At 69.0% G+C, this 13,346-nt stretch carries 12 protein-coding genes; 8 read left to right on the top strand and 4 right to left on the bottom strand.

Going from position 1 to position 13,346, the window contains the following annotated elements:
• Positions 1 to 41 precede the first annotated feature (41 nt).
• Both ACFXMF_RS42435 and ACFXMF_RS42440 read right to left on the bottom strand, forming a co-directional pair.
• Positions 42 to 668, bottom strand: a complete 627-nt coding sequence (locus ACFXMF_RS42435) for a DedA family protein (protein ID WP_360313831.1) — start codon at positions 666 to 668, stop codon at positions 42 to 44.
• Positions 669 to 1,345: 677 nt separating this feature from the next.
• On the bottom strand, positions 1,346 to 2,353 hold the full coding sequence (locus tag ACFXMF_RS42440) for a protein NO VEIN domain-containing protein (RefSeq protein ID WP_360313833.1): 1,008 nt from the start codon (positions 2,351 to 2,353) through the stop codon (positions 1,346 to 1,348).
• A gap of 643 nt (positions 2,354 to 2,996) precedes the next feature.
• On the opposite strand from ACFXMF_RS42440, the gene ACFXMF_RS42445 reads away from it, so the two are divergent.
• Complete coding sequence (locus ACFXMF_RS42445; RefSeq protein ID WP_379991916.1) at positions 2,997 to 4,232, top strand: hypothetical protein; 1,236 nt, start codon at positions 2,997 to 2,999, stop codon at positions 4,230 to 4,232.
• Between the two features lie 122 nt (positions 4,233 to 4,354).
• Here ACFXMF_RS42445 and ACFXMF_RS42450 read toward each other — a convergent pair whose 3' ends face one another.
• Both ACFXMF_RS42450 and ACFXMF_RS42455 read right to left on the bottom strand, forming a co-directional pair.
• Entirely contained in the window at positions 4,355 to 5,596 is a 1,242-nt protein-coding gene (locus ACFXMF_RS42450) for a helix-turn-helix domain-containing protein (RefSeq protein WP_379991915.1), read from the bottom strand.
• Entirely contained in the window at positions 5,593 to 5,916 is a 324-nt protein-coding gene (locus tag ACFXMF_RS42455; protein ID WP_379991914.1) for a putative quinol monooxygenase, read from the bottom strand. Before ACFXMF_RS42455 ends, ACFXMF_RS42450 begins: the two co-directional genes overlap by 4 nt.
• Positions 5,917 to 6,530: 614 nt before the next feature.
• Between ACFXMF_RS42455 and ACFXMF_RS42460 the strand changes: the two genes are divergently transcribed.
• The 7 genes from ACFXMF_RS42460 (at position 6,531) to ACFXMF_RS42490 (ending at position 13,290) form a co-directional block, all read left to right on the top strand.
• Positions 6,531 to 6,851 carry a hypothetical protein gene (locus tag ACFXMF_RS42460; RefSeq protein ID WP_379991913.1) on the top strand — a complete coding sequence of 107 codons (321 nt, stop codon included), beginning with the start codon at positions 6,531 to 6,533 and terminating at the stop codon, positions 6,849 to 6,851.
• Positions 6,848 to 7,243 (top strand): hypothetical protein, encoded by a 396-nt coding sequence (locus tag ACFXMF_RS42465; RefSeq protein WP_379991912.1) that lies wholly within the window; start codon positions 6,848 to 6,850, stop codon positions 7,241 to 7,243. Before ACFXMF_RS42460 ends, ACFXMF_RS42465 begins: the two co-directional genes overlap by 4 nt.
• Positions 7,240 to 8,082, top strand: coding sequence for a hypothetical protein (locus ACFXMF_RS42470; RefSeq protein WP_379991911.1), 843 nt, complete (start codon positions 7,240 to 7,242; stop codon positions 8,080 to 8,082). The genes ACFXMF_RS42465 and ACFXMF_RS42470 overlap by 4 nt, the downstream gene beginning before the upstream one ends.
• Positions 8,079 to 8,381: a hypothetical protein gene (locus ACFXMF_RS42475; RefSeq protein WP_379991910.1), complete on the top strand. Its 303-nt coding sequence runs from the start codon at positions 8,079 to 8,081 to the stop codon at positions 8,379 to 8,381. Before ACFXMF_RS42470 ends, ACFXMF_RS42475 begins: the two co-directional genes overlap by 4 nt.
• Before the next feature lie 70 nt (positions 8,382 to 8,451).
• A complete protein-coding gene (locus ACFXMF_RS42480; RefSeq protein WP_379991909.1) occupies positions 8,452 to 10,449 on the top strand; it encodes a hypothetical protein in 1,998 nt (665 codons plus the stop codon).
• A gap of 100 nt (positions 10,450 to 10,549) precedes the next feature.
• The gene (locus ACFXMF_RS42485; protein ID WP_379990643.1) at positions 10,550 to 12,730 is read left to right on the top strand and encodes a hypothetical protein; all 2,181 of its coding nucleotides are present in this window, start codon (positions 10,550 to 10,552) and stop codon (positions 12,728 to 12,730) included.
• Positions 12,731 to 13,050: 320 nt separating this feature from the next.
• Positions 13,051 to 13,290 (top strand): hypothetical protein, encoded by a 240-nt coding sequence (locus ACFXMF_RS42490; protein WP_379990642.1) that lies wholly within the window; start codon positions 13,051 to 13,053, stop codon positions 13,288 to 13,290.
• The last annotated feature ends 56 nt before the right edge of the window (positions 13,291 to 13,346 follow it).

A 13,346-nucleotide genomic window follows, 5' to 3' on the forward strand; every position in this document is an offset into this window, starting at 1 on the left:
GGGCCACCCCCCCCCCGCCCCACCGTCGTTGTGCCGCCGGTTCAGACCTCGACGGTCGCCGGCGCCTCGCCGGCGTGACGCCGACGGCGCACCTCGCGGACGACACGTGCCGGCACTCCCACGATCAGCGGTACCGAGGCGCCCAACGCCATCCCGCCGAGCGCCACCAGCAGCGGGCTGTCCTCGACGATGTGCCCGGCCAGCGTGCCGATCGTCATCGCGTACGACACCGAGATGGTCGCCCCGACCAGCGTCGCCGCGCGGAACTGCGGGCGCGGGTAGCCCAGTCGGCCGGCGAGCATGTTCACCGCGGTCCGACCGCCGGGCAGGAAGCGGGCCGCGATCAGCGCGGACATCCCGCCCTTGGCCAGTGCGCCGCGGGCCAGATCCATCGCCTTCTGCCGACGCGGCCCCAACACGGCGTCGCCCCCGCGACGCAGCCGTGCGCGGCCCACCGCGTAGGCGCACTGGTCCCCGATGAAGGCGCCGATCCCGGCGGTCAACAACACCAGGACGATGTACCGAAGGTCACCGTCGGCCACCGCCGCCGCGGCCATCACGAGTTCGTCCCCGGGCACGATCGGCAGCACGGCGTCGATGGAAACGATCAGCGGCATCACCAGCCACAACCACGGAGAGAACAACAGGCCGGTTCCGGCGCCGGTCACTGGTGTACCCCCGCACACTCGCAGCGGATCGGTAGACAGGTATCGGTCACCGGGAGATCATCGCGCGATCCCCCATCCGGCGGAACATCGGGTCCGCCCCACCCCCACGCGCCCGACGTGATACAGCCCGAAAAACACCCATCTCAGAGCCCCGATCCGCCAAAAAGTAACCTCATCACTGTGTCGACTTCCCCACTCACACACCACACTTTCGGCGCACCCCCAGGAGTGGCAACACCCAAACCAAACAGCCCGCCCAACCCACAAATCCCCCGACCCGCCCGACACTCGAAGCCACTCGACAACCCGACCGGCATCCGAGACCCACTCGGCCGGCCCGACCTCCGAAACCGAACAACCCCACCACCGTTCAAGCCCAACCCAGCCCGACCGAGCGCTCGAAGCCAACCCGAAGCCCACCAAACCCACCCCGCCGCCGGGCCCGAGTTCACGATGAGCTTCCCTCGATCAACGTCGCCGGCAACAGCACGGAACCGCCCCCGCCCCCGATGCGCTCCGGCAACAGCCGCGTCATCAACCGCCCCTGCCGCGCGACGTGTTGCCACACAGTCGTGAGTGCCGGCGTCGCCCACCCCGCCGCATCCTCCGGAATCCGCCACCCCGACTCCGCCGACACCACGGTGCCCGGCCATAGCGAACCGGCCGATCGACCGTGCCTACGTGGGGCCGTCCAGGGCGTAGTGGTACTGAGTCGCAGTAGCTCGGTCGAGAGCAATGACCCACGGATCCCACCACAGTTCGCTACCACCGTCGGCGGTGACCTCGTCACCGCAGCGATGCACCACGATCCCGTGAACGACGAAGAGCGCGGGGTTCGAATAGGTGAGCGCGTGCCGGACCTCGTTGGCGGTCAGGTGGACGCCCTCGGGGGTGCCGGTCAGACCCTTGACCTCGACGTGCTTTTCGACACCGTCCTTGCGACAGGTGAGGTCCCAACTGCTGGTGTTCGCGACCACGCTCACGGCCCAGCCCTCGGCGCGGTAGTGGGCTTCGGCGAGTGCCATCGCCCGCATCTCGACGGCTCGATTCGCGGCACTGTCCGCTGAACGCCCCTGCCCTCGACCCGACTTGCGGTTGCGCGCATCGGGCATCCCCGATCGGTACGGTGCACGATCGGGCTCACCGGCGGCCCCGGCTCCCGCATCGGTCCCTACTTCGTCGATCCCTGCTTCGTCGGTGTCCGGGATCTCGACCGTTTCCGGCCGAGTGAGCAGTTGCTCAAGTCGCCCGGCGTCTCCGGCAGCCGGGACGTTCACGGTAAGTCGAAGACGTCGACGCTCGTTGCCCCCCTTCGAACGCGGCTTCGCTCCGATGTTCTTTTGCGAACCCGTCAGAGAAAGCCGCAGCTCCTTGAAGTCCTTGACGGTGTACAGGTCGACGGCGTGCCAGGCCGGCAAGAGCACACGGCGCTCCGCCAAGGGGAGTTTCCGGAGCGCGGTGTTCCGGCTGTCGACCGCGGCATCGAGCAGCCGGCCGTGCAGGCCGCCGAGTCGGCGGAGCAGTATTTCGAGTGCCTGGGTGTAGTCCCGATTCCGGGGCACGCCCTTGCCTCCGCCCGCCGAGGCGAGCACTACGTCGTAGTGGTGGGGCTCCGCGTGTCCCGGTGTGGGTTCGACGATGAAGCCGGCAACGAGCGGACGACCGAAGTCGTCGAACACGGCCATGTTGTCTCCTTCGAAGCTGCCGAGCGAAACGTCCCTGGGCCATTCCACACGACAGCCCCGACAGCCCCGCCGCATCGAGCAGCAGGCACTTCGCCACCGGCAGCACGACAAAGCCCCGGATCATTTTCATGATCCGGGGCTGTGACCTGGGTGGGCGATACTGGGATCGAACCAGTGACCTCTTCGGTGTGAACTACCCGCATTGAGGTCGCTGAAGGCTACAGCGCAGGTCAGACGCCATTTGGAGTCTCTGACGGGGGTATAGGGCCGCTGCGGCTGCTGTACTTTGCTGCGGTACTGCAAGCGACACCCACGGCTCGGACTCGGGCTCCAGCCCTATTCAGCGGTATCGGCTGGCGACCAGAGGGGGACTTCAAGAGCATCGTCGTTCCCCGGGGCGGGGCGTCGCGTAGCAGGGACAGCATCCGTCGTGAACACGGCTGCGCACCCGGCTGCGGATCCGGTGCAGCCGCGCGCGGGCGGCGACTGCGAGGCGCCGAATCTGACGCGCGTACCAGTTCCACAAGGGTTCCACGTATCCGAGGGCCTACCTACACCTGCGCGAACCACCGCGCAGGCTCGACTAGCGTCAAGTACGAAAAACTCAAATGCCCGCTTTGATCGAAGATGCCAGAATGACGTCATGGTCGATGAAAGCAGCCCTTCCTACGCCTCCATGATCACATTCTTCCTGGCACTTCCAGATCCCTGCCCCGTACAGCATGGCACCACGGTCTCCAAACTACTGGAGGGTTTCTTTTCCGGACCGCCAGGATTTACCTTTCACATTACCGAAGAATCACCGCCAGTCGCCGACGAGCATGTCAATCAAAAATTCGTATCGCTCAAGTTCTGGCAGGTACCCGAGCAAGTCGAGTTCGACACGCGACCCCTGAAAGCCGTAGCCAGGGTTGCCCAGGAAGTCACGGGACATTCCAGAGGCAACCTGCATTCAGGATTCGCCAAGGAGGATTCCTTTCGAACGGTGGTCGAGATGGTTACCTATCTTGAGCCGGAAGAGGAAGTTGATCCGGCATTCGATCGCTGCTTCGAAGTCCTTGCCGATGTGGATAGAATGTGTCGCCTCGCACTACCGAATTCATCTCGTGTGGTAGCCAAGGAGCGCCTGACCGTTGCTCTGTACTTTCATCGACCATGGGGCGGGAAATATAGCGAAGATCCCTCACTTCTTCTTCTGAATGCCCCAGAGGAAGCGGCGAGGCGTACATTGACCGGCAAGGAATTCGAGAAGCTCGAAGCCCATCTCGTCAGATTGTGGGAAAAATCGCCGCTGGAATTGGCGATGGAACATTCTCTCGAAGCATCCGCCTGCTTCCATAAGCATGGTGATTATTCAAACGCTCTCATTCATGCCGCACTCTCGACCGAAATCTTCCTTGATGCGGTGCTCGGCTTGATGCTCTGGGAAGACCAATTGACGGATCCGACGATCGACAGGGCCGTTAGAGCTTTCAGCGAAAGCAACGGAGGGCTGGCAAGCCGACTGCGCCGCGAGTACGGACCGCGCCTCGGAGGGAGCTGGGATCCATCTATACGCGGGCCGATCCAAAACTGGACCAAGAATCTTGCAGCCTTGCGAGGGCGTCTCGTGCATAGAGGTCGCCGGCCGTCAAAGAGCGAAACTCTAGAAGCTTTGACGGCGGCAGATGAGATATTCGAGTTCGTAAAAACCCGCCTGTCTGAAAAGGTTAGAATTTACCCGCGCACTGCCCTTCTCATCATCGGCCTTCCAAGCCTGACTCAAAGGGGTCGCGCACGACGCGCGCACGACTACCTCAAGTCGGAGAATGGTCAATCTCCCGATACGTGGCTCATGGAATACGATTCGTGGCGGAGGAACGTCGACGCGGCAGTGTAGAAATCAACGCGGAAGATCGACCAGGGCACATTAAAGGACTCCCGTTCACGGTGATTCATGGCTCAAAAACCTCAGGGCCCACCGACATCTCGCCGGCGGGCCCTTTTGGTACTGCACCTCCACTAGTCCATGGCGGCCGATCGCTCAGCGAGCGCAAGCAATTCCGTTGGGGCAGAGCGTCCGGCGATGAGGACGAGTTCCCGGATAGCGCCGCGCGCGGCAATGTGGCTGCGAACTGTCTCGGGAGCCAGTGCTTCGGCGCGTAGTAGGGCTTCCACGGCTTCTCCAACGTGGCGCCGCTGTGCGTGAGCGCGGCCCAAGTCCATCAACAGGCGCGAGCGTCGCTCGGGGGACAATGCTTCGGCGTCGATACCTGCGCCGATATCCAGCGCTTCCCCCGCGTCGCCGAGATCGACAGCAGTAGAGACAGCTTGGATCTCTACATTCGTAGGGCCAAACTCTAGGTTGAAGTCGTTGCGATCCGCGCCCAGACGTTGCGCGACCGCCCGCGCGTGGCCGATTTCAGTGCGGGCCCGGTCCCTGCTACCTGACCGTGCGTGAACCAACGCCAGTACGAGATGAAGGGCCCCAAGCACCGAAAGTCCCTCTGGTGTCGCCAACTCGGCGTCACCGTGGACTTCGAGGGCTTGCACCGCGGTAGCCGCCGCATGCTCCGCCTGGTCTAGGTGCTTGAGCCGAACGAACGCTTGAGCCAAGCGGTAGATCCCGGCGAACACCGGCAACGATTCACCAGCCAATTCAGCGGCTCGGATCGCACGATCAGCCGCGACCCAGGCTGCGTCCGCCTCATCTTGGCGGACGAACGCCGCAGCAAGCGCCTGGTAGGCCCGCGCGAGCAAAGCTTGAATGGTCGCCTTGTCTTCGCCCCTCGCAATGCGGGCCGCAGCCTCAAGACGATCGAGGACAGGGCCTACGAGAGCACTGAATTCAGCGAACTTCGCAGCGTGGGTCAGTTCCCACACCTCACGCACCTGATCGTCCAGTTCGGGCAAGGTGAAGCGAGCTGGCGACGCGTTCTTGTCGAGTAGCACCCCGAGCGCAGGATGCCCGGAGATCATGAGGCGGGCAGCGTCGAGGTCGTTCGGACCCTCGACTGTCGTCGGCGGCGGCGCTGCTACCGCCGGAGCCGATGGGTTAAGGGTCTGTACCGAAGTCCCGAGACCATCGGCAAGAAGTTGAAGGACGTCGAGACGCGAGACGGGTTGTACGCCGCGCTCGACCTGCGAAACCCAGCTTGCGGTCCTGCCGATCAACGCAGCCAACTCAGCTTGAGTCACGCCGCGACGCTTCCGCAGGTCGGCGATACGTGCGCCGAACGCACGGCGCTCCTCGTCAGGGTTCATCGAGCCACCGAGCCAGGGACACCCTTCCCCGCGACTGTCTCCATGAAGTCCACCTCAACCGCCTCGATGTACTCCTCGCGTGCGGCGAGGAAGCGTCGTACATGGGGCTGCGTCTCATGCAGTTCGAACGCGGCACGGTCTGCGTACAGCTCGTAGAAGATCCGCTGGAGCGGGTTCCCCTCTACGGCGTGGCTCACGTACACGAGGGTTCCAGGCTCCAAGTCTCGGATGCCGATCAGTGTCTCTGCTGTCAGGTCGTCGAAGGCACGCACCGCCGCGTCGTCGCGGGCGGTGAAGCGCACGGTCAGGCCGAAGGCCACCTCTTGCTCCTCTCACAGGGCACAGCCAGTCTCACACGCCCGCTGTTCTCCTGCGACTAGCAGTTTCTCTTGACTCGCAGATTCTCTGCGAGTACGTTCGCAGTGTTGCTTCCATAGCGTGTGTGGCCAGCAACAAGGCGCTACATGACGGCCCACGGAGGCCCTATTTGGGCTGCCTGCGGACGTCCCTTCGAGAACTCCATAGCGTGATCCACCGCAGTGAGCCGACCGTGAACAGTCCGGTCGAGGGCGAGTGGAGATCAGTCGGTCGAGACCGGGCCCGGTGTCACAGCCGGGCCCCACCCCTCTGCGTGGGGGCAAACGCCGCCGACTCTAAAGAACGACGCGACCCACCTTTTTGCCGCCAGGACCTCCGGGACGGATCTCCCCGGGCGAGCGGCATCGCGTCCATTTGAGACCTGTGAACCACCAGTGACCTCGGTCCCCGACAGCCGCGCCGGTTCGGGTGGGTGTCGGGGTCCGTGGGTGCTCGTGGCACATCGAGTGTCCAGCCCGCTCGCCGACAGCGAGGCGTGAGCCGGAGCGACCACCTGTCCTTGGCGGGGTGGTGGTCGCTCCGTGGGACGCGACTCCTATATACGAGGAGCACGACCGTGAGAATCATTGTGGACCGCCGCGTTGCGGTCACGACCGCCGAGTTCGCGGAACTCGCGCTCGGTGTCGATTGGGCTCTGTTCGACGGGGAGCCCGGGGAGTCGGCAGAAGAGGAGGCGGCGCGGCTGGACGCGGCGCGGGACATCCTCTCGGACCTGTGGGCGACGGATCGCGAACTCGCCCGGGACGTGGAGCGGTTGCTGGCCCGGTTGTGGGCGGTGGATCCGGGGACGGCTGTGTGCGCCGAGATGCTGGCGATGGGTACCGCTCCGGCTCCGGTGGGGGCAGTCGAGGTGCGGGAGGGGGCGTGGGCGGCATGAGCGTCCTGCACCCCGAAGCGGAAGCGCGCCGGGGGTCGATGCCCGGTCGTGAGCGGGAGTCGACGGCGCGGGCGGCGGAGGCGCTGCGGGCCCTGATGACGGACGGTCCCGCATTGCCGGGTGTCTACGTGTGGACCCTTCCGCGGAGTGCGTCGGTTGTCGCGCAGGACGGCGGGGAGGTCGTCGGGCAGGCGTCCGTTCCGAATACGACCGACGACGAATGGCGGTCGGTGTTCGCGGATCTCGCCCGCCGCACCGGCGGCGCGCTGGTCGAGTCGCCGTTGTCCGGCGGGCCGATCGCGCACCGGTTGAGCGTGACGTTCCGGTGGCGTGGTGTCCGGGTCGTGCTGTGGCGCCACGTCGCACCCGTCGGGGACGGCGGTGCGCGATGACCGATCCGCGCGTCGTGGGTTTGTGCCGGGCCGATCGCGGGTTGACGGTGGCGTTGTTGGTCGTGGGCGGGTTGGCGTTGGCGTTCACGTGTGTGAACGTGACGCTGTTCGCGATCGAGCACGGGACCGCGTGGTACATCGCGTGGTTGCTGGACCCGATGGTGTCCCTGTCCCTGGGAGCGGTGCTCCTGGCGGACGGGTTCCTCGGGGATCGGCCCGGGGGGAGCGCCACCGCGCTGCGTCTGTTCGCGGGGTTGGCGACGTGGGCGATGAACGTGTGGGGGTCGGTCTGGCCCGACGGGTCGTTCGGTGTTCCCAGGGATCCGGACGCAGCCGGGATCGTTCTGCACTCCGTTCCTCCGGTGTTGCTGATCCTGCTGGCCGAGGCGGTGACGGTGTACCGCCGCCGCATCGCCGACCTGATCGAGAAGTTGGAGGAGGAAGCCGCCGACCTGCGGCGGGAGCGCCCCGAACCCGCGCGGGACACGGCGGCAACGGCCGTTCCAGAGGCGTTCCCCGCCGACGCGGAGCCCGTTGCCGAGATTCCCGCGTGGACGCCGGATGCGCGACCCGTGTCCGTCGATCCGGACGCGCTTCCGGAAACGGTGTCGCAGGCTGACATGCACGCTGTGCTCGCGTTGCTGGACGCTCACGGCGAGCGTGTCTCCTACCGGCGGGTGATGAGCGAGATCGGCGTCGGCTATCCGAAGGCCAAGCTCACGCTGGACACGGCGCGAGCGCTGCGGGGAACGCGTTCCCCGAGCCCGGCGGACGCCGCGCGGCTGAGTCTGGTGCCTCCGGCCGGTGAGCCGGAGTGGACGTCGGGCGGCGCGTCGTGAGGCCGCCGATCGTCGGCGCCCACCTGTGGGACGCGGTCCTCGGGCGGGAGAACGGCACCTGCGGGTGCGCTGGCGAGTGCGGCAAGCAGCACAAGGAGAGCGGCGGCCGGTGCGGCCGGCACGACGCCCTCATCGTGGCGCCGCATGATCTCGCGACGCCGCTCGCGACCGCGGTCGTCCTGGACCCGGCGGACGTGACGACCTGGTGCGGCCGGTGCCACGGGCCGGCCCGGTCCGCCGCGGTGAAGTCCGCCCGCGCCGTGCGGGCGGAGCGGTACGAGAGCGAGTCCCTGTTCTGAACAGGCCGGGGGCCGGCCCGCTTCCTACGGCCCGGCCGGCCCCCGCACTCCGAGAGGAGCACGAACCAGCATGACGGACACGACGATGAAGCCGAAGACGAAGAAGCCCCCGGGCCCGCGCCAGAGTTCCCCGGACCACGAACCGGAAGCCTTCCCCACCCCCGCGCCCGCCGCGGCGGCGCCGGTGGTGCCGATCGAGGTGACCCTCACGCGGGAGGGTGACGAGGCGGCACCGGTTGCTCGGGAGTCGGGTCGGCGGCGGGTGTTGCCGGTGGCGACGTTGGCGGCCGAGGCGACCACGACGGGTGGCGCGGGTGTGTACGCGGCGACCGGTGTGGTCGGTGCGGTGGCCGCCGTCGGTGTGGTGGCGGCGGCCGGCCTGGCCGTCGGGGCGACCCGCGCCGTACGAACCGCGCGTACCGCGCGTGGGCCTCGGGCCGGGCGGGTGCCGCGTGCGGGGCGAGTCGCCTCCCGGGTGGGGATGGCCGGGTCCGTACCGGGACGTTCGTCCCGTTCCGCGACCGGCGGGCGCCCCGGTGGCACCGCGTCCGGTGGCGGTGGGCGACGCGCGGGTGCCGCGGGCACGGGTGCTCTCGGTGGTGGACGTGGGCGGTCCCAGACCGGTCGTGGTGGCACCGCGTCCGCCGGTGGCCGCGCGGCCAAGAGTGCCGGGCGATCCGGTGGCAAGCCGGGCGGGGCGGGGTTCCGTGCCGGTCTGGGCGGTTCCGGGCGGCCCGGCGGTCGCGGGAAGGCGAGCGCGGGCGGTGACCGGTCGAAGGGCCGTGGTGGTTCTGGCCTGTTCGCGGGTCATGGCGCCTCGGGTGGTGCCGGTGGGGGCGCACGCGGCGCGGGTCGCTTGGCGGCCGGGCGCGCGGCGGCCGGCCGTGCCGCCAAGCGTGGTGTCGCGGGTGGGCGGCGTGCGTTGTCGCAGGCCCGTGGCGCCGCCGGTCGGGTGATGTCCTCGCGTGCCGCGAAGGCGGCCCGTGCTCGCGTGGGCCGGGCGGCTGCGTCCGCGAAGCGCGCGGCGCCGCACTGGGCGCGCACGGTGGGTGCCGGGATGGCGGCGGTCGGTTCGGGTGCGCTCGCGGCGGTCCCGGGTCTGGCCGTTGCCGCCGGTGGCGCCCTGCTGGGTGGCCTGGGCCGTGTGTTCCGAGTCGGTCCGGGCGTCCGGTTGGGGTTGGCGGGGTTGTTGTGGGGTCCGCGTGCGGGGGCGTGGGTGTGGCGGCGGCTGATCAAGCGTGCCCGGCGCCTGCGGGACACCGCCCGTGGTGGGGGCGTGAGCACGGATTTCACGGAGCCGACCGACGTCGGTTCCACCAGCGCGGCGCCGGTGTTGGCCGGTGCCCAGGCATCCTCTCGGGGTGAGGCTGTGACGAAGAGTGTGTTCGCGGCGCGGGCGGAGCAGGTGCGGGACACCTACTCGCGGTACTCGCCGCCGACGATGTTGTGCGTGGCCGCCGAGTACCGGGGCCTTCCGGACGGGTTGCGGTCGGCGGCGGTGGCGTTGGGCGACCTGGCCTGTGCCACGGCGGAGCGATTCCCGGCGCACGCGCAGGTCGGTGCGGCGGTCGCGGAGACCTACCTGCACACGATGCTCGCGGCCGAGGCGGCCGAGGAGGTGGACACCGCGTTCCGCGACCTGCACCGGGAGGACTTGGCGCGGCACGAGACGCCGCGCAACGGCGAGCGGATGTGGAACATCGGCGAGCACCGCACCGACGGTGCGCTCGCGTTCCGGCAATCGCACTTCGCCGGGGCTTGCGAGGACATCCGCACGGTGTACGCGCGGTGGGCGCCCGAGGACATGATGCAGGTGCTCGCCGAGTACGAGGGCCTGCCCGAGGGCCTGGAGAGCCTCGCCCACGCGATCGGCCACCTGGCCACGCAGTCCGGTGAGGCGTACCCGGTCCACAAGGACGTGACCGAGGCGGTGGCGAGCATCGGGAACTTCCTCAAGCGGGCGATCAGCTCCGCGCAGGAGATCGTCCCGATCGCCCGGCGCCTGCACGCGCTGGACATCTCCCACCACGAGGCACCCCGCCCCGGCGAGGACATGTGGGACGTCTGACCCCACCCGCTCAAACGATCCACGGCCCGTCACCGCGCTCGCGGTGGCGGGCCGTTGTCGAACCCCACTCGCACCACACGATCCGAGAGGACTGTCCGCGATGAGCGGGAACGCGAGCACCAACACCACGAACACGTGGGACTGGTCGTGGAAGACCGGCCCCGGAATGGGCGCCGCGCTGGTGGCGGGCGGCGCCTACAGCGTCGCCGCCGTGGGGGCGGCCACCGGCCTTCCCCCGGTCCACGCCGGGGCCGTCGCCGCGGTCGGCGCCCTCGCCCAGGCGACGGTGGACCTGCGGCGGGACCGGCCCGCCGGTCACATCCTCGCCCGAACGGCGGCGTGGTTGGCGGCGGGCGGCTGGACCGCCACCACCATCGCGCACGGCGCTCCGTTCGCGTGGACGCCGTTTGGGGTGTGGGCGGCGGGCACCACCGCCGGACTCGTCCTCGCCACCGGGCTCGCCCGGGGCGAACAGACCACGCGTGCCGGGCGGGCCGCCGCGCTCCTCCAGCGCTGGGCAGACGGGCAGGCCGCCGAGTGGCACCAGCGGTTGACGGCGCTGTTCCGGCTGGAGGGACACAGCGTGAGCGGAGTCAAGCCGTGGCTCGAGGACGTCGGGTACACGGTGCGGGTCGAACTCCCCCCGGGTGTGGAGTCGTTGCCGGGGAACGCGGCGCGGGTGATCGCGGGCGCGTTGCGGCTGCCCCGTGGCGGCGGGGTGGAGATCCTCGACGGCGAGGAGCACGGCACGGTGATGATCCGGGTCACCCTCGTGGACGTCCTCGCCACCACGATCGCCTTCCCCGACGGGGAGTTGCCGGTGACGACGATCAACAACCCGATCGAGATCGGCCGCCACCCCGACGGCACGCCGGTGCTGCTGCCGATGGTCGACACCTGCACGGTGATGATCGGCCAGACCGACAGTGGCAAGACCAACGCCGCGAACGTCGTCAACGGCAAGGTCTTGCAGGCCAACGACGTCCTGGTGTGGCACATCGACACCACCGGCGCGGGCCTGTCCCTGCCGTGGCTGCGCGCCTGGGCCCTCGACGGCACCGCGAAACGCCCCGTCCTGGACTGGGTGGCGCCCACGGAGGAGGAGGCGCACATCATGCTCGACGTCGCCATCGAGGGGATGGCGGCGCGCAAGACCGGCTACCAGGACCTGATGCTGTCGGTGGACGACGACAAGATCCCCGTCTCCCCGGACGTACCCGAGATCCTGATCGTCGCCGACGAGATCGCCCAACTCCCCCAGGCGATCCTGGAGAAGCTCAACGCCGTCATCAACGTCGGCCGGGCCACCAGGTTCCGGGAGATGAGCATCGGGTTGCGGGCAACCGCCGACGTGAGCACCCCGGCGATGAAGAAGCAGTCCCAGAACCGCATCGGCATGCGCGTCTCCGACCCCGAGGAACTCGGTCACCTGTTCCCGTACGGGCAGGGTGTGCGGTTGGACCCGCGCGCCGCCCGCCACCAGGGATCCGGCCACGTCTCCTATCCCGGCGCGGACGGCATCACCAAACCCGCCCGCCCGTTCAAGGCCGAGCGACTGACGCCCTCGCGCATCGGATCACTGTCGGTCCAGTTCGCCGACCGCAGGCCCACCCTGGACGCGATCACCGTCGACACCCCGGCCGGCCGCTACTACGCCTCACGCTGGGCACGCACCCTCCCGGTCCTGTTCAAGGGCAAGACGCTCGCCGCGACCACCCGGCCGTGGACGGACGTACCGCTCATGCGCCCCCCGATCTCCGAACGCGGCATCCCGATGACCGGCGCCAACCCCACCAAGCCCACCGCGGCACCGGGCAGCACCACCCCCGGGAAAGCAACCGGCCAGACCGGGCCGGTCGACGGGGCCGGGATGAGCGAGTTGCTCGGACGGGCCCGGCAGAGTCTGCGCGACCCCGAGCGCGCCACGGAACACCTCGGCGGGGACAACGCGTTCGCGGCGGTGCTCGCGCAGACCGGGCCCACCCAGTGGGGCGACCGGCCCGCCCAAGCGCGACAGAACACAACCGGCGACGCGGTGCCGCAACTGCTCACCCGCGCCCACCAAGCCTTGGCGGAGGCGGGCGGGCGGTTGTACACCGCCGACCTCGCGGATGCGTTGGGCACGGGCGCGCAGAGCCTGGGCAACGAACTCAACACGCTCATGCGGGCCGTGGGCGTGACGAGGCCCGGCGTCGGATCCATCCGCGTCGACGGCGGCCCGCCCCGTTCCGGCTACCTCGCCGAGACCCTCGCCCAGGCCATCGGCAACTACCGCCCGTAGCGGCTCGGGCCTGTGTGGGCCCACACACAGGGGGCCCACACAGGGCCCACACGGCGCGTGTGGGCCCACACAAGCCGTGTGGGCCTGTGACCTGCGTGTGTGGGCTGTGTGGGCCCACACAGCCCACCCCCCACATGCGCCTCTTAAGAGCCGCATCGGCCCCGAGCCCCTTTGCGGCGCCACAAGCGGTGATCCGTGTGGGCCCACACACCCCGGCACGTTCCGTCACGACACGACCAGCGCCGATCGGTCGCCACGCGACCACATCACCCTGCTCGGGGCGCCGCCACCGGCACCCCGTCACCGAAGGAGGAAAGCCCATGACGATCGCCGATGTTGTCCTGCTGCTCGCCGCCGCGGCCGGCTACGCGCTGGTGTGCCGCGTCGCCCCCTGGGGTCACTGCCGCCGATGTGCGGGCACCGGCGCCGATCTTCACCACCACCCGCCCAACACCCCACCGTGCGGGGCGCGCCGCTGCCGCAGGTGTCGGGGAACGGGCCTGCGCCCCCGCTTGGGAACCCGCCTCCTGGGCGCCGCCCGGCGCCCGCACGACCGCTGAACCGGTCCGTCGCCGTGCCCGCACGGTCCGGCCGCTCGCCCACCCGAGGGTGAGCG

Source organism: Embleya sp. NPDC059213, from assembly GCF_042754445.1.
In the GTDB taxonomy this organism is placed as follows: Bacteria; Actinomycetota; Actinomycetes; order Streptomycetales; family Streptomycetaceae; genus Embleya.